Genomic DNA, 20,551 nt, shown 5'->3' on the forward strand with positions numbered 1-20,551 from the left:
ATGAGAGCGGCGTGGCAGTTGAGGCTACGCGGCTTTGCGACCTGATGCGGCCATCGCCTCCTCAAGCACCCTGAATATGCGCTCGTCGGCGCATTGGGCAACGTTGAAGCGCATGAAGTGACCTGCCGTGTGCGACAGGCTGAAGGCATTGCCGGGTGCCAGCACGATATTTTCCGCCAGGGCATGGCGGGCGACATCGGCGGCGTCGATGCCTTCGGGCAGGCGGCACCATAGGAACATGCCGGTGGGCTGGTCGATCCAGGGCGTGATGCCTATCGACTTCAGCTTGTCGGCGGTCTCGGCCATGGYACGCGCCAGCCGGGCTCGCAACTGCTCGACATGCTTGCGGTAGCTGCCGTCCTTCAGCAGCGTCAGTACCAGTTCCGAGGAGAGCCGCCCGCCGCCGAAAGAGGTGGCGATCTTGAGGTCGATCAATCCCTCCATCCAGTCACGCGGTGCCGCGATGAAGCCGCAACGCACCGAGGCAGACAGCGTCTTGGAGAAGGAGCCGATCTGGACCACGCGGCCCAGGCCGTCGAAGGCAGCCAGTCGCGGCGCCGGTGTGTGCTCAAAATCGGCGAAGATGTCATCCTCGACGATGGCGAGGTTCGATTGGTCGGCGAGCTTGAGCAGCCTGTGCGCAACCACCGGCGAGAGCACCGCGCCGGTCGGGTTATGGAGCGCGGAATTGGTGATGTAGAGGCGCGGCCGGTGCTCGGCGAGCGCCTGCGCGAACAGGTCGATATCAGGTCCTGTCGGCGTCATGGGGACACCGACGACCTTGGCCCGATGGGCGCGCAGAAGCGCATGGAAGTTGAAATAGCAGGGGTCGTCGACCAGCACCGTGTCGCCCGGCTCGAGCAGGAAGCGGCACAAAAGGTCGATCGCCTGGGTTCCGGATTCGGTGAGCATGATCTGGTCAGGCGAGGCCTCGACGCCGTGCGCCGTCAGGCGGCGGGCGAGAAGCTGCCGCAGCGCCGGCAGGCCAAGCGGCGTGCCGTAGTCGGCAAGCGTCGCGTCGTCGGCTCTAGCTGCTCCGCGCAGGGCACGGCGCAACGCTGCCTGCGGCATCCATGAGGCCGGCAGCCAACCGCAGCCGGGTTTCAGCATGTCACCGCCTGCCTCCAGCGCCTGGCGCGAGACCCAGAGCGGATCGACGGCCCGGTCGAGACGCGGGCCGATCTCGGCAAGCGACAGCGGCGCGAGCGGTCCGGCGGCAAAAAAGCCCGAGCCGGGCCGTGAGCGGATCGTGCCTTCCGCGGCGAGCCGGTCATAAGCTTCCACCACGGTCGACTTGGACACCCGCATCGTGGCGGCGAAGGCGCGGATCGAGGGCAGGCGCGCGCCCGGCGTCAGGCTGCGCGCGGCGATCCGTTGCCGGATTGCCGCCATGACGGCTTCGACGAGCGTTCCGGCATTGGCGGCTTTCGGGTCGGGCTTGTCCATCTGTACTTCCCAGAAGACCATTACAGTTTTGCGCAATTGTACTCCATTGTCTCTGGCAAAACCATGCGCTGCACCGGTAGGGAAGCGCAAACGGAGCGGATGATGGACAAGAGTTTCAACGGCTGGCTCAACGGCTTCATAGGCGTGCTGATCTTCAGTGGCTCGCTGCCGGCGACGCGCGTGGCTGTGGTGGATTTCAACCCGACCTTCCTGACTTCTGCACGGGCGGCGATCGCCGGCTTGCTCGGGATCGCGATGCTCGTCCTGTTTCGCGAGAAGCGCCCGGAGCGGGGGGACCTGGTTTCGCTTGTCGTCGTTGCGCTTGGCGTCGTGGTCGGCTTTCCGCTGCTGACGGCGCTGGCGCTCAAACATGTCACTGCGGCGCATTCGATCATCTTTGTCGGCCTGCTGCCGCTGGCCACGGCGATCTTCGGCGTGCTGCGCGGCGGCGACCGTCCGCGCCCGGCCTTCTGGCTGTTTTCCTGCCTGGGCAGCGCACTCGTCGCGGGCTTTGCCCTGTCGCAAGGTGTGACCGCATCGCCGGTCGGCGACAGTCTGATGCTCGCCGCCATCATCGCCTGCGGGCTGGGCTACGCCGAGGGCGCCGCGCTGTCGCGCAGGCTCGGCGGCTGGCAGGTGATCTGCTGGGCGCTGGCGCTGTCGCTTCCGGTCATGCTGGCGCTGACATTGGCGACGCTGCCGCCGTCCTTCGCCGCAGTCGGCTCCGGCGCATGGATCGGCCTCGCCTATGTCTCGCTGTTCAGCATGCTGATCGGCTTCGTGTTCTGGTATCGCGGCCTGGCACAAGGCGGCATCGCCGCCGTCGGGCAATTGCAACTCCTGCAGCCTTTCTTCGGCCTGGCGCTGGCGGCGAGCCTGCTGCACGAGCAGGTCAGCCCGCTGATGGTGGTCGTCACGCTCGGCGTGGTGGCCTGCGTGTTCGGGGCAAAGAAGTTTGCGCGGTAGGATGTCCTTGCCGCTGAAGCTTACTGACGCCTCTTACCGATATACGCCAACCCGGGACATTCAGGAGAATCGACGTCAGCTTTCTCCCGATCCTCGTAGCGCTCGACGAATTTGCGTCCGGTCCATTCGAAATCCTGCCGCACGCACACAGCATCCTCGGAAGGTTCTTTCCAGGCGACTCTCATCCTTGGCTGGGCGTCTGGGCTCCATTAGCAACGGCGCTATCTTTCGCGCACGCTCCGAACGCAGGCCAAAGCAAAAGGAGGCAGATCAAAAAGAATCTCATTGCCAACCTTGCAGACACGAGGATCGCAACCTGCTGTTGCGTATTGCACTACCTTAGATTGTGGTTGGCTCTGCACCAATTGTAAAGCGGAAATTTCCGGCCCCTATTTCCGGTCACCCCTTACTGAAATTTCGTCACCACGCCGATGCCGATGCCCTCGAAACCGCCCATCGCCATCAACGCGGCGGGCGCCTCTTCGAGGCTGATCTTCTTGCCGACCAGCAGCTCAGGCTTCAGCTTGCCGGTGCGGATCATCTCCATCATCGCCGAGTAGCGATAGGCCTGCATGCCGTGGCTGCCAAGGATTTCGAGCTCGAAGGCGATCACCTTGTCCATCGGTATTTGCGGGCGTGCATGCTCGGCCAGCATCAGCCCGACCTGAACATGGCGGCCGCGGCGGCGCAGATTGGCGATCGAATTGAAGGATGTCGCGGGGTGACCGAGTGCGTCCATCGACATATGCGCGCCGCCATTGGTGATCTGCTTGACGGCCTTGACCACGTTCGGTGTTGTCGAGGCGTTGATCGTCGCCACGGCGCCGATCTTCCTGGCGAACTCCAGCTTCTCGTCAGTGAGGTCGATGGCAATGACATTGGCGCCCATGGCGCTGGCGATCATGATCGCCGAGAGGCCGACTCCGCCGCAGCCATRCACCGCCACCCATTCGCCGGGTGTCACCCGGCCCTGGTCGACAATGGCGCGGAACGAAGTGACGAAACGGCAGCCGAGGCTGGCGGCGGTGGCGAATTCCATCTCCTCGGGCAGCCGCACGAGGTTGGTGTCGGCATGCTCGATGCCGACATATTCGGCGAACGAGCCCCATCCGGTGAAGCCCGGCTGGGTCTGGTGCTCGCAGACTTGATGGTTGCCGGAGGTGCATTCGAAGCAGCGGCCGCAGCCGACGGCGAAGGGAACAGTGACTCGGTCGCCCGCCTTCCAGCGGCTCACCTGCTTGCCGGCGGCAACAACGACGCCCGCCAACTCGTGGCCGGGGACATGCGGCAGCGTGATGCCGTCGTCGTGCCCCATCCAGCCATGCCAGTCGCTGCGGCAGAGGCCGGTCGCCTCGACCTTGATGACGACGCCGTCAGCCGCAGGCTTCGGATCGGGCACAGTCTGGATCGTCGGCGCCTCGCCGAATTTTTCGAAGACGACAGCTTTCATTGGTGAGTCCTTATGGTGTTATTCGGCATCGATCTGGTTCTGCGGTGCCGCCTTGTGGAAGGCGGGAAGGGCCATGCAGGCGGCGTGGATGCGCGAGATCACCGGATAGGGCGTCATGTCGACGCCGAAGCGGRCATTGCTGGTGACCTGGGCGGCAAGGCAGATATCGGCCAGCCCTGGTTCGTCACCATGGCAGAATGTGCCGGTCTCACGCGACGAAGCCAGAATCTTCTCAAGCGGCTGGAAGCCTTCATTCACCCAGTGCCGGAACCAGTTGACGACATCCTGATCGCCCGCGCCGAACAAGGTGCGCAGTGACGTGAGCACACGCAGATTGTTCACCGGGTGGATGTCGCAGGCGATCATCTGCGCCAGCATCCTGACGCGGGCGCGCGCAAGCGCATCCTTCGGCAGCAGTGGCGGCTCGGGCGCGATCTCGTCGAGATATTCGATGATCGCCAGCGACTGGGTCAGCAGCGTGCCGTCGTCCAGCACCAGCGCCGGCACCAGCCCCTGCGGGTTGACCGCCAGATAGGCGGGCTCGAGATGCTCGCCGTGGCGCAGATGATGCGGCACATAGGTGTAGCTCAGCCCCTTCATCTCCAGCGCGATCCGCACCCGGTAGGAGGTGGAAGAGCGGTAGTAGTTGTGAAGGACGAGGTCGCTCATGGCTTCGRCTGCCCGATGGTCACCTCGACGGTGCCGACGCTGTCGACGCCGCCGGTGATCTTGTCGCCGGCCTGAACCGCGCCGACCCCGGCCGGCGTGCCGGTGAAGATCAGGTCGCCAGGCTGGAGTTCGACAGCCTCGCTGCAGATCGAGACGACATCGGCGACCGGCCAGATCTGCTCAGCGAGGTCGCCGTCCTGTCTTACTTCACCGTTGACGGCGAGCCAGATGCGGCCCTTTTCGGGATGGCCTGACTTCGCGACCGGCAGCAGCGGGCCGCAGGGCGCAGACTGATCGAACGCCTTCGACCAGTCCCAGGGGCGGGCCGCCTTCTTCGCCTGGTCCTGCAGGTCGCGGCGGGTCAGGTCGATACCGACGCCATAACCCCAGACATGGGCGAGCGCTTCGGCGCGCGGAATGCGGAAGCCTGYCTTGCCGATCGCGACGACCAGCTCGATCTCGTGATGCAGATTGGCGGTCAAGGGCGGGTAGGGGATCTCGGCGCCGCTGTCGACCACCGCGTCGGCCGRCTTGCTGAAGAAGAAAGGTGGGTCGCGCTCGTCATTGCCGAGCTCGCGCGCATGCGCCGCGTAGTTGCGCCCAACGCAGAAGATGCGGCGCACGGCAAACCGCTCCGCCGTGCCGACGACGGCGACCGAAGCGATCGCTGGCGGCGGGAGGACGAAGTCGGTCATCGGCATTCTCTGCATGGTCATGAATCCGTCCACACATTCGGCCGATTTCGCCAGGCGGGCAAGGCATTAAGGCCTGGAAACCATTGGCCCTGTCGTTTTGCCGGCAGGCGGCTTTCGGACGATGTACTATTTGGCAATAATCTGACCATGGTGACGGGGCTATCCTGTGCCCGACGAAACCGAATTGATGCCATGACCGCCGTCACCGATCGCGCCCGTTTCCTGATCATCGACGACCACCCGCTGTTCCGCGAGGCGCTGCACAGTGCCGTACAGATGGCCTATCCGGACGTCGACACCGTCGAGGCGCGCTCGATCGCGGAAGCGATCGATCTCCTCGCCGGCGCAAAGYCGTTCGACCTGGCGCTGCTCGATCTCAGCATGCCCGACGTGCATGGTTTCGAAGGGCTGCTGCAGCTCAGGACCCGCTATCCGCGCCTACCGGTGGTGATCGTGTCCGGCTATGAGGAGCCGAAGATCATTTCGGAGGCGCTGTCCTACGGCGCCGCCGGCTTCATTCCGAAATCGGCGAGGAAGAGCGACCTCGCCGCCGCCATACGCTCGGTGATGGACGGCGCGGTTTATGTGCCGGAAAATTACGAAGGCCTGCCGCCGGACCCGGACAGCACCGACCGCGCCGACATGGTGCAGCGCCTGGCCAAGCTGACGCCGCAGCAGCTCAGGGTGTTGCAGATGCTGCGCCAGGGCATGCTCAACAAGCAGATCGCCTACGAGCTTCAGGTCGGCGAGACCACCGTCAAGGCGCATGTCTCGGAAATCCTGCGCAAGCTCAATGTTTATAGCCGCACGCAAGCGGTGATCGAGGTGTCGAAGCTCGATAATGCCGAGCTTTTTAGGGATCAGGCGGGATTTTGAGTTAGCGTAAAGAGTGCACTGTCACCGTAATTCATGTCACCGTAATTCACACGGTCACCGTGATTCCTTAATCGGTGGGGTTTAGTTGCTTGGTCAGAATCGATTCGACCATCTCGTACCCGTGTAGTCCGTCCGGCTCCAAATCGGCTGYTGCTGAAGCTGCGTAATATTGGCGATCGAGCTTCGATGGATCAGAATCGGAGTATTCTCGAATAAGAATTTGATTAGAAAGGCTATCTTTGTGCACGAAGTCTGGCATAGGCCATTTTTCTGCCTCCAAAATTTTCATTTGCCCAATGATTATCCATTTTCCATTAATTAAACCGAGATCACCGCACCGTAGACGCATGATCGCGTCATCTGGGTTTATATCGTTTAATTCATCCGCATTTGGTAAGTGCAGACGCTTTGATCCAAATAGATATACAAGAATAATCTTTCCCTTTGGAGCCATACGAGCCACCAAGCCAACCCCATACCCGCCTGGTCTCAACGGAATGGCAAATAAAGTGCCTTCTCTGTAAGGTAGTGGTTTCATCTGAAATATTACTCTATCCCTAGATTGCGCGCAGCACGCTGGAAGTGCGTTATTTCTAAGCCAGCAGATGTGCCAATAGCGCTCGCAGCTGTGCTGGCTTGAGCGGCTTGCGCATAAGCTCGATCCCAGCGGCGCGGGCGGCCTTGGCAACGAGTTCCGAGCCGTCGGCGGTAACGATCAGGGCGGGCACGGGACGGCCGAGATAGTCGCGCACTTCGGCTATTGTCGCTGTGCCGAGGTCRCCGCCGTCGAGGTGCTGATCGGCGATGATGATGTCGGGAACCCAGTCGGTGTCGCCGATGAGGTCGAGCGCATCGTCGGTCGAGGTCGCGGCGCGAACCAGGCACTGCCAGCGCTCGAGCAGCGAGGTCATGGCGCTCAGCACATCGGCGTCGTTCTCGACCAGCAGCACCTTGGTGCCGAACAGGCCGTAGCCGCGCGGCCGCTCCATGTCGGCGGAGCCCGCGGCAGGCTCGGCCGCGGCGCTGATGCCGACCGGCACGTCGATATGGAAGATGGTTCCGCGTCCGACCTTCGATGAGAAGGTGACGGGATGGCCAAGTGCAGCCGCCATGCGGCGCACGATCGCCAGACCGAGACCCAGCCCTCCCGCCAACCTGCCCTCGGCGAGGGTCGGGGTGCCGCGGTGGAACTCCTCGAAGACCGCCTCGCGCTGGTCGTCCGGGATACCGCAGCCGGTGTCGGCGACGTCGATGCGGATGGTGTAGCCGCGATGCCGGGTGCCGACCAGCACGCCGCCGGTGCGCGTGTAGCGCAGCGCGTTGGAGAGGATGTTCTGCAGGATGCGTCGCAGCAGGGTCCGGTCGGAGCGCACGACGACATTGACCGGCCGGAACTTCAGCGACAGCCCCTTCTTTTCCGCCTCGGGCAGGAAATCCGAGCGCAGGGAGGAAAACAGCGCCTCCAGGCTGACGTCGCCGATTTCCGGCTGCACCACGCCGGCGTCGAGCTTGGAGATGTCGAGCAGCGTGCGCAGCAGGTCTTCCATCGTTTCCAGCGAGCGCTCGACCTGCCGCACGAGCTTCCTGCCTTCGTCACTGGTCTGCACTTCGGCAAGCGCCGAGACCGACAGATGCGCGGCATTGAGCGGCTGCAACACGTCGTGGCTGGCGGCGGCGAGAAACCTAGTCTTGGAAAGATTGGCGAGTTCAGCCGTTTCCTTGGCAGCCACCAACTCGATGTTCGACTGCTCGAGCCGGCGCAGCGTCGCGTGCAGTTCCTCGGTGCGGGTGCGCACCCGGTTTTCCAGCGAGATCGCGGTCTGGAACAGCGAGAAGGCATTGCCCTGCTGGTCCATCGAGCGCTCGACGCGGCTGACGAGGGCGGCGTTGATCTTCTTCAGCTTTTCGAGATCTTCGATGTCCCTGAGCGGCATGGCGCCTCACTCGGCCGCCTGGCGCTCGCCGAAGGCGATGYCGGTGAAGGTCTGGTTGAGATGCATCGAGCGATACTGTTCGCCATAGGTGCCGAAACCGATGACATTGTTGGCTCGGTAGAGTTCGGAAATGTCGCGGAAGACCTGGCGGTTGCGCGCATCCAGCCGGCGCAGCACGCAATCGAAGCCGAGGACCATGTCTATGCCGCCGAGCTTGCGTTCGACATCCAGCAGGGCGGCGCGYGTCGCTTCCACCATGTTCTTGGGCTGGGCGATGGACAGAACGACGCCGTCGTCGATGGCGCAGAAGAAGGACAGCGAGCCGTCGGCATGCATGCGCTGGATCGAGCGGCAATAATATTCGCCGCCCACCTTCACCACGACAGGGTGGGAGGCGAAGCTCAGCGGTGTCAGCGTCTGCGGCACGATGCCGACGGAGGCGGCATATTCCTCCGCTGCGTTGGTGGCGTTGAATTCGCGCACGATGCGATGATCTGGATCGGATGCCGTCACCACCAGCTTCTCGTCGGTGGGGATGAAATTGTCGGTCTTGAAGACGTGGAAGGGGATCTCGGTTGCGATCAGCACGATGATGGCGCTGTCGGAAGCCACTTTGCCGTTCGAGATCAGCCTGGTCGTCTCGAATTTCAGGTCGTCGCCGGCGGAGCCGCCGATCAGCGGAATGTCGTCCAACCCCCAGTGTATGGCGGAGGTGACCGCCTCCTCGGCATAGGACAGCCCATCGATGAAGCAGAGCGCAAAGGTGCTCTTGGTCCGGCCGTGTCCGACGCGGCCGCGCAGTTGCCGCCTCAGTGAGGCGACCTCACCGGTGATCCTGTCCATGCCGGACGATGAGAGATTGTCGACCATGGTGCTGACGGTCGAAAACGACGCCGACGGCAGAAGCAGGGCGAGCACATGGCCTTCCTCCAGTCCCTGCGGCGTGATCTCGCCGGCGGTCGAGCATCCGGCATAGGCCAGCGAAGGCGCATGCGCCTTCAGCGCATGCGCCAGCGCCGATGCGTCGACGAGGCTTTGGGAGAAGAAGAGCAGCGCGAAGCCGGCGTCAACGGCGGCCGCTTCGGCCGCGATTGCCTTGGCAAAGGCATCTGGGTCGGGCTCATCTGTAGTGAGCGCCGAGAGGCCGCATGCGTAGCGCGTGCTCGAACTGGCCAGCTTGCCTTCTCCCGCAATTCCTCCAACGCTATCTTTTATGCGTGTCTTTTTGCGTGTCAGGCACGCGCGCGTCGAAGGCATCTTTGCCTTCAATCCCGGTTTTGGCAATGGGCCGGGCGCTGTGGCGCGCAGCGCTTTTGCCATGATCGAAAGTACAATGGGAGGAGCGTTGGCAGGGCTGTTTTGCCCGTTGTACGGTGTGTAACTAACGCACTGCCGAAGCACAGGCACGGCATCGGCAACGCGATGACCAAGGTTATACCCAGGGGAGGTTGCATGTCGGACGTGTCGTTGACAGTGAATGGGAAGCGGGTCAGCGGGAGTGCCGAAGACCGAACGCTGCTGGTRCATTTCCTGAGAGAGCATCTCGGTCTTACTGGGACGCATGTCGGTTGCGATACATCGCAGTGCGGCGCCTGCGTCGTGCATGTCGACGGCAGGGCTGTGAAATCCTGTTCCATGCTCGCCGTCCAAGCCTCGGGATCGACGATCGTCACAATCGAGGGACTGGCAAACGGCGCCGAGCTGCACCCGGTGCAGGYGGCTTTCAAGGAACATCACGGTCTGYAGTGCGGCTTCTGCACGCCGGGCATGATCATGGCCGCCACGGACATGATCGCGCGCCATCCGGAAGGCCTGGACGAGACCACCGTGCGCACCGAGCTCGAAGGTAATATCTGCCGCTGCACCGGCTACCACAACATCGTGAAGGCGATCCTCGCCGCATCGCAAGCGATGGCGAAGGGATCGAAGGGCAAGGYCAGGCAAGCAGCGTGAAGCTGAGCGAGTAGCGAACAGGGAGCAGCGAATAGTCGGTTTCCTTCCGACTGCCCTTCGCTCGACCCATTTACTACTCGCTATTCGCTACTCACTACTCGCTATTTTCGGGAGGAATTTCCGCAATGGGTATCGAAGGTGTCGGCGCTCGCGTGGCGCGCAAGGAAGACAAGAGGTTCATCACCGGTGGCGGCCGCTATGTCGACGATATGGTGGTTCCCGGCATGAAGCATGCCGTGTTCGTGCGCAGCCCGCACGCGCATGCGCAGATCAAGAAGATCGATGTGAAGAAGGCTCAAGGCATGCCCGGTGTCGTCGGGGTGCTGACCGGCAAGGAGCTCAAGGCCGACGGCATCGGCAACCTGATCTGCGGCTGGATGATCCATTCCAAGGACGGCTCGCCGATGAAGATGGGCGCGTGGTCGCCGCTTGCGGTCGACAAGGTGCGCTATGTCGGCGACGCCGTCGTCATCGTCATTGCCGACACCAAGGGCCAGGCGCGCGACGCCGCCGAGGCGGTCGAAATCACCTATAAGGAGCTGAAGGCAGTGGTCGACGCCACAAAGGCGCTTCAGCCCGGGGCGCCGCAGATCCATGCCGAGGCCGAGAACAATCTGATCTTCGACTGGGAGATCGGCGACGCCAAGGCGGTCGATGCGGCGATCAAGTCGGCGGCGCATGTCACGCGCATGAAGATCGTCAACAACCGTCTGGTGCCGAATGCCATGGAGCCCAGGGCCGCGCTCGGTCATTACGACAAGGCCGAGGACCACTACACCTGCTGGACAACGTCGCAGAACCCGCATGTCGCGCGGCTGGTGATGAGCGCCTTCTACAATGTCGCGCCGGAAAACAAGCTCAGGGTGATCGCGCCCGATGTCGGCGGCGGCTTCGGCTCCAAGATCTACATCTATCCGGAAGAGATCGTCTGCCTGTGGGCGTCGAAGAAGACCGGCGTGCCGGTCAAATGGGTCGCCGACCGCACCGAGAGCTTCCTCGCCGACGCGCATGGCCGCGACCATGTCTCGACGGTGGAAATGGCGTTCGACAAGGACAACCGGATTACCGGCCTCAAGGTCGACACAATAGCCAATCTCGGCGCCTACATGTCGCTGTTCTCGTCCTGCGTGCCGACCTATCTCTACGCCACGCTTCTGTCGGGCCAATACGACATCCCGGCCATCCACGCCAATGTGCGCACCGTCTATACCAACACCGCACCCGTCGATGCCTATCGCGGGGCAGGGCGGCCGGAGGCGACCTATGTCCTGGAGCGCACGATGGAGGCGGCCGCGCGCGAGCTTGGCGTGTCGCCGGCGGAGCTGAGGCGCAAGAACTTCATCACGTCCTTCCCGCACCAGACGCCGGTGATCCTGAGCTACGACGCCGGCGACTATAACGCCTCGCTCGACGCTGCGATGAAGGCGGCCGACTATGCCGGCTTCACCAAGCGCAAGGCGGATGCCGCCAAGCGCAGCAAGCTGCGCGGCATAGGCATGAGCTGCTACATCGAGGCCTGCGGCCTCGCGCCTTCGTCGGCGGTCGGTTCGCTTGGCGCCGGTGTCGGCCTCTGGGAATCGGCCGAGGTGCGCGTCAACGCCGTCGGCACCATCGAGGTGCTGACCGGCTCGCACAGCCATGGGCAAGGTCATGAGACGACCTTCGCGCAGGTGGTCAACCAGCGCTTCGGCGTGCCGATCGACACTGTCTCGATCGTCCACGGTGACACCGACAAGGTGCAGATGGGCATGGGAACTTACGGCTCACGCTCCGGCGCGGTCGGCCTGTCTGCTGTCGTCAAGGCGCTCGACAAGGTCGAGGCCAAGGCCAAGAAGATCGCGGCGCATCTGCTGGAAGCGGACGAGGGCGACATCGTCATCGAGAACGGCGAGGTCAAGGTGGCCGGCACCGACAAGAGCCTGCCCTGGTTCCAAGTGGCGCTTGCCGCCTACACCGCCCACAACCTGCCGGCCGGCATGGAACCCGGCCTGAAGGAAACCGCCTTCTACGATCCGTCGAACTTCACCTTCCCGGCGGGCTGCTACATCTGCGAGGTCGAGATCGATCCGGAAACCGGCCTGACCGAGATCATCCAGTTCGTCGCGGCCGACGATTTCGGCAACATCATCAACCCGATGATCGTCGAGGGGCAGGTGCATGGCGGCATCGCGCAAGGCGTCGGCCAGGCGCTGCTGGAAGGGGCGCATTATGACGCGAGCGGGCAGCTGCTGACGGCGAGCTACATGGACTACACCATGCCGCGCGCCGGCGATCTGCCCTCGTTCAAGGTCTCGACCTCGAACACGCCGTGTCCCGGCAATCCRCTCGGTATCAAAGGTTGCGGCGAGGCCGGCGCGATCGGYTCGCCGCCGGCGGTGATCAACGCCATCACCGATGCGCTCGGCGTCGCCGATATCGCCATGCCGGCAACGCCGTCGACCGTGTGGTCGGCTATCCACGCCAAGCACTGAAAAGAAGCGAATAGCGAATAGGGAGTAGCGAATAGGGAACAAGCGCGGTGCGAAGGAAAGATCCTATTCGCTATTCGCTACTCCCTATTGGCTCCTTTCCCCAAGGGAGAAAAACAAATGTACTCAGTCAACTACCATCGCGCCGCCTCGGTCGCCGWCGCCGCAAAGCTGTTGAAGAGCGGCGATGYCAAGCTGCTGTCCGGCGGCATGACGCTGATCCCGGCGATGAAGACGCGACTTGCAGCGCCTTCCGATCTGGTCGACATATCCCGGGTGAAGGAATTGCAGGGCGTCAAGGTGTCGGGCAAGACCGTGATCATCGGCGCGGCGACGACGCATTATGACGTTTCCAATGACGAAAAGCTGAAGAAGGCCTGCCCGGCGCTCGCTCAAATGGCCTCGCTGATCGGCGATCCGGCAGTGCGCTACAAGGGCACGATCGGGGGCTCCATCGCCAACAACGATCCGGCGGCCGACTATCCGGCTGCGCTGCTGGCGCTCGGCGCAACGATCGTCACCAACAAACGGGAGATCGCCGCCGACAAGTTCTTCAAGGGACTGTTCGAGACGGCGCTGAAGGACGGCGAGATCATCACCGCTGTCACCTTCACTGCGCCGGCCAAGGCGGGCTATCAGAAGTTCCGCAACCAGGCCTCGGGCTATGCGATTGTCGGCGTGTTCGTGACCAAGGGCAAGGATGGGGTCAGGGCCGCCGTGACCGGTGCCGGCGACGACGGCGTCTTTCGTTCCAAGGAAATCGAGGCGGCGCTGGCGAAGAATTTCGATGCTTCGGCGCTCGCAGGCCTCAAGGTGCCTGCCAAGGGCCTGATGGGCGACATGCATGCTTCGGCCGACCACCGCGCGAATCTGATCGCGGTGATGGCGAGGCGCGCGGTGGCCGCGGCCAACGCCTGAACGCCACTGCCTGGACGAAGGGAAGGGGCCGTCGCGGCCCCTTTTTCTTTGCAGTCACAACAGTTTGTCCGGCAGCGTCGGTCAAACAGCGGCTTCGCGCTTGCACAAATTTATGYCGCACTGCAGAATCCGGACAGAAAAACGAGAGGGGTTCGAAGGCGGCTATCGGCACCGCGTTCGGATCGAGTTGCGAAGGGACGGGCATGACCGACATCTCCGCGGCGGCTGTAGCCCTGCCCAGGGCTGCAGCCGACAAGGCGGCAAGGACGAGACTGGCCTATCTCGACGGCTGGCGCGGATTGTCGATCGCGCTGGTTCTGATCGGCCACTTCTTTCCGATATCCGGCATCAATCTCGGCGTCATGGGCGTCGAGTTCTTCTTCGTGCTCAGCGGGCGGCTGATGGCGGAGATCCTGTTCATCGAACACTTTCCGCTGAAGACATTCTTCAAACGCCGCTTCTCGCGCATCTATCCTGCGCTGCTGGTATTCGTGGTCGCCGCCATGGTCGGGCTCGCCGGCACTTTCATCGCCTTCAAATGGAAGGCGGCGCTGACGGTCCTGACGTTCACCTACAATTATGCCGGCATTCTCATCAACCGCGCCGGCGCGCTCGACCATATCTGGTCGCTCTGCGTCGAGGAGCATTCCTATGTCCTCCTGGCGCTGATCAGCCTGGCGGTTTCCGGCCGCAAGAACGTCGTGCGACTGCTTATTGTGCTGTCGCTTCTTGCCATGGCCAACGGCGCGATTTCGTACTGGGCTCTCGGCATGAACTACGAGACCAGCTACTGGCGGACCGACGTCCACATCGCGTCGATCCTGGTATCCGCGGCGATATGCCTGCTGAAGGCCGACGGGCGCCTGCCGGCGTTCCYGAAGAACCGGCATCTGGCGCTTGCAGCGGCCGCCGGCGGGGTGTTGCTGTTCCTCAATCCCGTGCCCACTCCCGTGCACTATCTGTTCGGCGTGCCGATGCTGGCGCTCTCGGTCAACGCGCTCGACTTTGCCGGCGGCTACCTGACCGGGTTGCTGTCATCGCGACCGATGGTGATGCTCGGGCTGTGGTCCTATTCGCTCTATCTCTGGCAGGAGCCCTTCTACAAATTCGTCCATGAGCGGAACAGCGGGCCGGGCCCGATGCTGGCCGCGGTCTTCGCCTGCGCGCTCACAAGCTACTACCTCGTCGAAAAGCCGGCCCGTGGCTGGCTCAACCGCAATTGGTGAGTAGAGGTAGAGCCTGGCTCTACCTCTTTGTTTGAGCATGATCTTTTCCGAACCGAAGGTCAGCGCAGCAAAAACCGGATTCCCTTTTCGGGATCATGCTCGAGGTCAGGCCTTGCCGCTCTTTTGCGCGGCGAGATAGCGGCGAAGGCCGGCTTCGCCGCGCGGCGTGGTCCAGCGATGGTTCCATGCGAAGGCCGGTCTGAGCAGCGGCGCGAAGAATTTGAGGATCGGCCTTTCCACCGTGACCTGCCAGGTGAGCTTCACATGCGTGCCGGTTCCGGACGGCGACAGCTCGGCTCGCCACAGCCCGTCGAAGTCTCCGAAAGTCTTCACCACCACCAGACGGCCCGGCTCGAGCTCGGCGGCCTCGATGATGAAGTTCAGCTCATAGGGCAGGGCGCCTCGCGCCCTGGCTCTCGCCCGCGAGCCGACGACGCCCTTGCCCTTCTTGTCGAGCGGCTCGACCTCCTTATAGGCATCGCCCCACCAGAGCGGCAGCAACTCGGCATCGGAAAGGACGTCCCATACCTCCTGTGGCGGCGCTTCCGGGATGTCCCAGCTCTCGTCGAATCGGAAGACATTGCTTGGCATGTGCTCGCCCCGAACCCGAGGAGCGACCACATTAGCTTCAGCTTGTTTTCATTGCCAGCGGCGCCGCTGCTGATGATCGGCCCGCGATCGACCTGGCGTAATAGCGCACCGACTTCTCGCCGCCGTGGATCACGGCATCGCCGACCTCGGCAAAGCCGAGCGCGGCGTGGAAGGCGTCCGAAACAGGGTTCGGCGGATCGGCGTTGACCTCGCAAGTGACCATTGTGTGACCGGCGCGCCGGGCCTGCTCGAACAGATCCACATAGAGGCAACGGGCGTGGCCGCGCCCACGCGCTTCCGCGGCCACGACGACGCGGTCGACATAAACAAAGCGCGGATAGCGCTCGCGAAACCAGAGGAAGTTCGGGCTGTCGTAGAGGGCGTCCTGATCGAAGCACATGATGAAGGCTTCGAGCGCGCCGATGCGGCGCGTGTAGAACGCCTCCTTGAGCAGGAAGGAGAGCTGCTCCGGCTCGAGCCAGGACAATTCGGCCGCATGCTCGTTGTTGAGGGCGAGGATGGCCGCCTCGTCGGCGGCCGCGATCCTCTCGATCGGCAACGGATCCTTCGACATGGTCATCACGTCCTCGCGGCGGCGATCGTCGCCGCCACCCGGGCCTCGTCGGTCACCGTGTTGCGGTATTCGCGATCGAGGTCGGTGCCGCCCATGCCGACATGCGGGTTGCGATAGCGCATGGCGCTCGGCACATCGGCGAGGGCTGCGAAATGCACTTCGCTCAGCCTGGTTCGCCTCAGGACTTCACCGATATTGTCCGGCGCCAGCCCGCCGCAGCCGAGGATGATGATGCGTCCGCCGGCCTGGCGAACGAGTTGCGCAAGAAGTTCGGCACCCTCCAGCGCGGTGTCGCGCTGGCCGCTGGTCAATACGCGGCCGACCTTGCAGCGGATCAGCGCTTCAAGCGCCTCGGCCGGGTCCCGCGTCATGTCGAAGGCGCGATGGCAGGTGACGTTGAGAGGGCCTGCGGCGCGCACCAGTTCGCTCATGCGCGCCTCGTCGATGGCGCCGTCGGCGGTCAGGCACCCGACGACGACGCCGGCCACGCCGAGGTCTCGCAAGGCGCCGACGTCGGCGAGCATCGAGCGGTATTCGGCCTCGCTGTAGAGGAAGTCGCCGCCGCGCGGGCGAACGATGACGTGGAAGGGGATGGTCGCGCGTTCGAGTGCGGCGCGCACTGTGCCGAGGCTCGGTGTGATGCCGCCTTCGACGAGGCTGGCGCATAGTTCGACCCGGTCGGCGCCGGCGGCTTGCGCGGCGAGCAACCCGTCAATGCCTTCGACGCAGATTTCGATCAGCGGCTGTCGGGCGTCCGTCACAGATGTCCATCCATGCTTCAAAACAGGGCGACCAGCCCTAGCATCGGGCCGGTTGCCGCGAAAGCCGGAACGATCGGTCCAGCAATGGAGCACTGTCATATCCGAGCGAGTGCAAAAAGCCCGTTGACATCAATAACTCCATGGTTATAGATGGACCCATAGCTGACGGGTTATTGATCTGGATGGAAATGCCCGGCGAATGTTGGGCAAGGTTCCTCGTCGAGCCCGGACAGAACTCCCCACAGAATCCTGGCAGCGCCATGTCATGGCTCTGGAGACATTGTTGGAAACACTGGATAAGGAGAATGTCATGAATGACACCACGGAAAGACCGGCGGCAAATGAGACCAAATCGATCCTTGTCGAGCGCCTCCTTCCGTWCGCGGCCGACAAGGTATGGCGCGCGCTGACCTCTCCGCATTTGGTGGCCGAGTGGCTGATGGAGAACGATTTTGAACCCGTTGAGGGCCGCCGCTTCACCTTCCGCGCGAAGCCTGTGCGTGGCTGGTCAGGCGTGGTCAACTGCGTGGTCCTCAAGGTCGAGCCGCCGCGTCTGCTTGCTTACAGCTGGGGTGATGGAAGCGAGTCGGACAGCGGCTTGAAGACCGTTGTGACCTGGTCGCTGACGCCCGAGGGGGCGTCCACACGGGTGCGAATGGAGCAATCGKGCTTCAGGCCGCAAGACGAGCCTGGCTACAAAGCCATGGGAAGCGGCTGGCCACGCATCCTCGAGCGGCTCGAACAAGTCGCGGCTGGGCTGGGCTGATATTGCCGGCATTGCGCTGGCTGAAGCGCGCGACCTGACAACAGCAAACCAGACCTGATCCCTGATGCAGTGCAGTCAGGGCTCGCGAAAACACGTCCAAAGGAGACCGACCATGGAAGCAAGATTGAAAAACCCGCTGATGCTCATCCCAGGCGCCCTGCAGGCACTGCTGGCGCTCGACAAGTCGACCGAAGTCGCCGAGGTGCCTTATGTGACGCGCAAGCTCGTCCATCTGCGCGCCAGCCAGATCAATGCCTGCAGCGTTTGCGTCGACATGCACGCGCGCGAGTTGAAGAAGGCCGGCGAGAAGGACGAGCGGATTTTTGCCGTGTCGGCCTGGCGGGAAACGCCTTATTTCACCGGCGCCGAGCGCGCAGCACTTGCACTGACGGAAGCCGCGACGCGATTGGCCGACCGTTCCGACGCCGTGCCGGACGATGTCTGGGACGAGGCCGCCCGACATTATGACGACAAGGCGCTTGCGGCGCTGGTGATCCAGATCGCCCTGATCAACGCGTTCAACCGCCTGAACGCGCCGACCCGGCAGCCGGTGGGCGCCTGGAGCTGAGTTGGGAAGAAGGGGCAGCGCCTGCCTTGGGGCGGGCGCCTCCCCGTGAAGCGGCCTGGCTGCTCGCCCGGCTTACTCTTTCAAGATCGTGTTCTTGGCGTCTTGTTCGACTTGGTCGATCACCAGGAGCTTGACCGGATCGGGACCGATATTGGTGGCTTGGTGCCACTGGCCGATCATCTCGATGATGAAATCGCCGGTCTTGTAGGTGTTGCTGATGCCGGTCTCGACATTGGTGACCTTGAGCGTGCCGGCCTCGACATAGGCGTAGCGCGGGAAGGGATGCTTGTGCACCGGGAGCGTCGCGCCCGGCGCAATCTGGTAGGCCGAAACCTGGACCTCGACATTCTGCTGAGGCAGCGTGATTGGCTGGCCGGAGGCGGTCGTCGTCTTGGACGCCAGCGGCGTCACGACAACCGGCGTGCCCCTGGTGTCCAGCGCGCTGGCGGTGGTTGCGTAAAGGGCAGCCGCCAGCAGCAGCGCCAAGGCCGGAATATTTCGCATGGGTCCTCCCCGAAATGGTCGGCAAGATCGCCCAGGCGCCATCGGCGCGCAAGGACGGTGTGCTGGAAACTTGCCCATGTTGATAAGATCTGGCGCACCGGGCCGGAACCGATGGAGCCCCGGCGAGTTTCCAAGGCGCCAAACTGGCTCGCGCCTGCTTCCACAAGACGCGAGCCAGCCCGGCCTGGTGTTATTTTGTTGGGTGGGTCCACCGAAGGCCTCTGCGGCGTGCCAAGGGCGCACACGGCAGTGCCGGCATGGCGCGCCGATTGGGCGCCCCTGTCAATTGATCATATTAGAGGAGCGCTAATACGAACGGGTTAGCGCTCCCGTCTCCCGTCATAAATGCCAGGCACCGGCCGGGCGGACCGAAACCGGCAATTCACAAACGATGCTGTCAGGCCAGGCAAGCAGCGCTGGAGGCCCCTGTTCCTGAAAGCTGCTCAGAACATAAGGCGCTTCTCTTTGCCGCCCGCCAATAAGGACGCGAGTGCATTTCGCAACTCGTGTTGCGCRGATTCTTTGGTTCGGCTGTTCAGTGGCCAGGCGTTTTATGTCTGTGGCAGAAATATCACGCAACTCGAATAAGCAGCGCTTCAACCGGAGCGCGCTTATTATCCAGCTCAGTGAGGCGTAGCGTTATCGACGGGCAAGGGGCACCGCAGACCGAACGTGTCTTATTTCCTCCCGAACTAGCGCCCGCTGCGGAAAACGTGGTGGGCGTTTTCTTATCCCGCGAAGGCGAGCGCGACGGCAGTGCCTATTCCGATCTCGAGTTAGGTCGCCGGATTTCATTGAAGGGTGATGCGGGCCATTCGTCGACATCCACCGCGTCCTTGATACGCCGGATTCATCCCCTAGTTAGTTGCGTGGCGCGTAGTCGCGAGTTTTGCTTGGGGGCATCGGCCGCAGCGCCGTTCTGACTGCATGCCGCGGAAGGACGGCGGGCCGACGCGGCTTTGGAGGTTGCCATGCGTCGCTCCCCTGGACACAGCCTCGCATATTTCGCGTTCGCGTGCTCGATTGCGGCTGCTTGCGCAGGAGCTGCAGCCGGCCAGCAGGGCGGAGGGCATGACAATGGCGGCGGCCAACATGATGACGGGGATCAGGGCGCCGGCAGCCAGCATGGTGATGACGGAAGTCAGGACGCTGGCAGCCCGCACGACGAAGGCGATACCGGCAGCCCGCATAAGGGACCTGGCGGCGATCCCAGCCCCTCCAGCAGTCCGCCATCGGACCCGCCGCCGGCGGATCCAGGGACCGGTATCACAGGGTCGGTGACACCAACTCCGGGCGCTACAGCCGCGAGAGTCGACCGGTCCACGGACGGTGGACGGTCGCTCGACCTCCCGCCCGCCCTCCAGCCTCCCGAGGACAGCACCATACCACCAGCGTTCTATCCAATCGAAGCCGTGCCGGGCGTCCCGGATAAGGTCGTTCGCGCCTGCCGTGACGCAATCGAGCAGGCCGCCGCCACGTTTGGCGCGACCAGTGTGAGCGTCAGCAGCGCAGGTTCGATACGCCGTTTGAGCCGACATAGGATCTCGGCGCCCATTCAGGTGAGCATCGACTACGAACGTCAAGGCAGCGTGGAGACGCGTCAGGCGCCGATCGGGTGCGAGCTGAACGCGAAAGGCAGTGTGGTCGGTCTGAGATAGCTGAAAGCGCGGAACTCTTTGCCGACTTGAATGTGCGACTGCGCAGTCGTTTGTAAATCAATCCGACGTCGTCGAGTTTCTTGGCCGGAGGGAAAAGGGAAGCGCGATCGCGCGCATGCTGATCACCCGCGACCGATTACGAACCTTGCTGCGCGGGGTCTTCTGGCTGACAGCCTTCACCTGACCTGTGTCGGCCGATGCGCGGCTGGAGCGCGGCTTCAGCGGCGGCTCAATCTTTGCGCTGCGGCGGCCGGCCCTGAGCCTGTCATTGTCCGCGCGCACGGCGGCCAGGTCTCGGGCTAGAGAAACTGTGGCTTCACGCTGCTTGTCCAAAGCCTCGTTCAGCCTGTTGACCTGTCCCAAGAGCGCTCTGGCCGCGCCGGGCTCGAGGCGGGCTTTGTTGTTGAGGTTTCCTTGGGCGGAGGCTGTCKACGCGCGTTCTTGTGCCAGGGCCTTGGCCGTCTCGGCTGCAGCCTGCTCGGCATGCTCCCTTGCCGAAACAGCCTTGGCTCGTTCCTGTTCAGCCGC

At 63.3% G+C, this 20,551-nt stretch carries 19 protein-coding genes and 1 pseudogene; 8 read left to right on the forward strand and 12 right to left on the reverse strand.

The genetic code is table 11. The features are described 5' to 3' along the window. Positions 1-24: 24 nt before the first annotated feature. The gene (locus tag ORS3428_RS02335; RefSeq protein WP_071094225.1) at positions 25-1,446 is read right to left on the reverse strand and encodes an aminotransferase-like domain-containing protein; all 1,422 of its coding nucleotides are present in this window, start codon (positions 1,444-1,446) and stop codon (positions 25-27) included. Between the two features lie 102 nt (positions 1,447-1,548). On the opposite strand from ORS3428_RS02335, the gene ORS3428_RS02340 reads away from it, so the two are divergent. Then, a complete protein-coding gene (locus ORS3428_RS02340) occupies positions 1,549-2,412 on the forward strand; it encodes a DMT family transporter (protein WP_071094226.1) in 864 nt (287 codons plus the stop codon). Positions 2,413-2,818: 406 nt separating this feature from the next. Here the strand turns inward: ORS3428_RS02340 and ORS3428_RS02345 are convergent, their stop codons facing one another. From ORS3428_RS02345 to ORS3428_RS02355, 3 genes are read right to left on the reverse strand one after another with little or no spacing between them, the layout of a single operon-like run. Next, the gene (locus tag ORS3428_RS02345; protein WP_071094195.1) at positions 2,819-3,862 is read right to left on the reverse strand and encodes a zinc-dependent alcohol dehydrogenase family protein; all 1,044 of its coding nucleotides are present in this window, start codon (positions 3,860-3,862) and stop codon (positions 2,819-2,821) included. Positions 3,863-3,880: 18 nt separating this feature from the next. Then, positions 3,881-4,531, reverse strand: a complete 651-nt coding sequence (gene maiA, locus ORS3428_RS02350) for a maleylacetoacetate isomerase (protein ID WP_071094196.1) — start codon at positions 4,529-4,531, stop codon at positions 3,881-3,883. Continuing rightward, positions 4,528-5,226, reverse strand: coding sequence for a fumarylacetoacetate hydrolase family protein (locus tag ORS3428_RS02355; protein WP_071094227.1), 699 nt, complete (start codon positions 5,224-5,226; stop codon positions 4,528-4,530). Before ORS3428_RS02355 ends, maiA begins: the two co-directional genes overlap by 4 nt. 192 nt (positions 5,227-5,418) lie before the next feature. Between ORS3428_RS02355 and ORS3428_RS02360 the strand changes: the two genes are divergently transcribed. After that, the gene (locus ORS3428_RS02360) at positions 5,419-6,102 is read left to right on the forward strand and encodes a response regulator (protein WP_071094197.1); all 684 of its coding nucleotides are present in this window, start codon (positions 5,419-5,421) and stop codon (positions 6,100-6,102) included. A gap of 67 nt (positions 6,103-6,169) precedes the next feature. Here ORS3428_RS02360 and ORS3428_RS02365 read toward each other — a convergent pair whose 3' ends face one another. From ORS3428_RS02365 to ORS3428_RS02375, 3 genes are read right to left on the reverse strand one after another with little or no spacing between them, the layout of a single operon-like run. Continuing rightward, complete coding sequence (locus ORS3428_RS02365) at positions 6,170-6,640, reverse strand: Imm26 family immunity protein (RefSeq protein ID WP_071094198.1); 471 nt, start codon at positions 6,638-6,640, stop codon at positions 6,170-6,172. Between the two features lie 55 nt (positions 6,641-6,695). Continuing rightward, entirely contained in the window at positions 6,696-8,036 is a 1,341-nt protein-coding gene (locus ORS3428_RS02370) for a hybrid sensor histidine kinase/response regulator (protein WP_071094199.1), read from the reverse strand. A gap of 6 nt (positions 8,037-8,042) precedes the next feature. Next, positions 8,043-9,293, reverse strand: coding sequence for an FIST signal transduction protein (locus tag ORS3428_RS02375; RefSeq protein WP_244507831.1), 1,251 nt, complete (start codon positions 9,291-9,293; stop codon positions 8,043-8,045). A gap of 195 nt (positions 9,294-9,488) precedes the next feature. Between ORS3428_RS02375 and ORS3428_RS02380 the strand changes: the two genes are divergently transcribed. From ORS3428_RS02380 to ORS3428_RS02395, 4 genes are all read left to right on the forward strand, one after another. After that, complete coding sequence (locus tag ORS3428_RS02380; RefSeq protein ID WP_071094200.1) at positions 9,489-9,989, forward strand: (2Fe-2S)-binding protein; 501 nt, start codon at positions 9,489-9,491, stop codon at positions 9,987-9,989. Between the two features lie 125 nt (positions 9,990-10,114). After that, complete coding sequence (locus ORS3428_RS02385; RefSeq protein WP_071094201.1) at positions 10,115-12,460, forward strand: xanthine dehydrogenase family protein molybdopterin-binding subunit; 2,346 nt, start codon at positions 10,115-10,117, stop codon at positions 12,458-12,460. Positions 12,461-12,577: 117 nt separating this feature from the next. After that, a complete protein-coding gene (locus ORS3428_RS02390; protein WP_071094202.1) occupies positions 12,578-13,375 on the forward strand; it encodes an FAD binding domain-containing protein in 798 nt (265 codons plus the stop codon). 203 nt (positions 13,376-13,578) lie between these two features. Next, positions 13,579-14,601: an acyltransferase family protein gene (locus tag ORS3428_RS02395; RefSeq protein ID WP_071094203.1), complete on the forward strand. Its 1,023-nt coding sequence runs from the start codon at positions 13,579-13,581 to the stop codon at positions 14,599-14,601. A 105-nt stretch (positions 14,602-14,706) separates the two neighbouring features. Here the strand turns inward: ORS3428_RS02395 and ORS3428_RS02400 are convergent, their stop codons facing one another. The 3 genes from ORS3428_RS02400 to ORS3428_RS02410 are packed head-to-tail and all read right to left on the reverse strand — an operon-like array spanning position 14,707 to position 16,527. Continuing rightward, positions 14,707-15,192: an SRPBCC family protein gene (locus tag ORS3428_RS02400; protein ID WP_071094204.1), complete on the reverse strand. Its 486-nt coding sequence runs from the start codon at positions 15,190-15,192 to the stop codon at positions 14,707-14,709. A 37-nt stretch (positions 15,193-15,229) separates the two neighbouring features. Further along, a complete protein-coding gene (locus ORS3428_RS02405) occupies positions 15,230-15,766 on the reverse strand; it encodes a GNAT family N-acetyltransferase (RefSeq protein WP_071094229.1) in 537 nt (178 codons plus the stop codon). A gap of 5 nt (positions 15,767-15,771) precedes the next feature. Continuing rightward, positions 15,772-16,527 carry a copper homeostasis protein CutC gene (locus ORS3428_RS02410; RefSeq protein WP_071094205.1) on the reverse strand — a complete coding sequence of 252 codons (756 nt, stop codon included), beginning with the start codon at positions 16,525-16,527 and terminating at the stop codon, positions 15,772-15,774. Between the two features lie 310 nt (positions 16,528-16,837). On the opposite strand from ORS3428_RS02410, the gene ORS3428_RS02415 reads away from it, so the two are divergent. After that, positions 16,838-17,293, forward strand: coding sequence for an SRPBCC family protein (locus ORS3428_RS02415; protein WP_071094206.1), 456 nt, complete (start codon positions 16,838-16,840; stop codon positions 17,291-17,293). A 112-nt stretch (positions 17,294-17,405) separates the two neighbouring features. Continuing rightward, the gene (locus ORS3428_RS02420) at positions 17,406-17,861 is read left to right on the forward strand and encodes a carboxymuconolactone decarboxylase family protein (RefSeq protein WP_071094207.1); all 456 of its coding nucleotides are present in this window, start codon (positions 17,406-17,408) and stop codon (positions 17,859-17,861) included. Between the two features lie 72 nt (positions 17,862-17,933). Here ORS3428_RS02420 and ORS3428_RS02425 read toward each other — a convergent pair whose 3' ends face one another. After that, positions 17,934-18,365 carry a cupin domain-containing protein gene (locus ORS3428_RS02425; RefSeq protein WP_071094208.1) on the reverse strand — a complete coding sequence of 144 codons (432 nt, stop codon included), beginning with the start codon at positions 18,363-18,365 and terminating at the stop codon, positions 17,934-17,936. 1,715 nt (positions 18,366-20,080) lie between these two features. Continuing rightward, positions 20,081-20,551, reverse strand: a pseudogene (locus ORS3428_RS33170) (hypothetical protein); the annotation flags it as partial.

This window comes from Mesorhizobium sp. ORS 3428 (assembly GCF_001854785.1).
Lineage (GTDB): Bacteria > Pseudomonadota > Alphaproteobacteria > Rhizobiales > Rhizobiaceae > Mesorhizobium.

Bases quoted from the DNA above. Each gene is read 5' to 3' on its own strand.
- ORS3428_RS02400 (WP_071094204.1), bottom strand. From the start codon at position 15,192: ATGCCAAGCAATGTCTTCCGATTCGACGAGAGCTGGGACATCCCGGAA.
- ORS3428_RS02340 (WP_071094226.1), top strand. From the start codon at position 1,549: ATGGACAAGAGTTTCAACGGCTGGCTCAACGGCTTCATAGGCGTGCTG.
- ORS3428_RS02405 (WP_071094229.1), bottom strand. From the start codon at position 15,766: ATGTCGAAGGATCCGTTGCCGATCGAGAGGATCGCGGCCGCCGACGAG.
- ORS3428_RS02425 (WP_071094208.1), bottom strand. From the start codon at position 18,365: ATGCGAAATATTCCGGCCTTGGCGCTGCTGCTGGCGGCTGCCCTTTAC.
- ORS3428_RS02420 (WP_071094207.1), top strand. From the start codon at position 17,406: ATGGAAGCAAGATTGAAAAACCCGCTGATGCTCATCCCAGGCGCCCTG.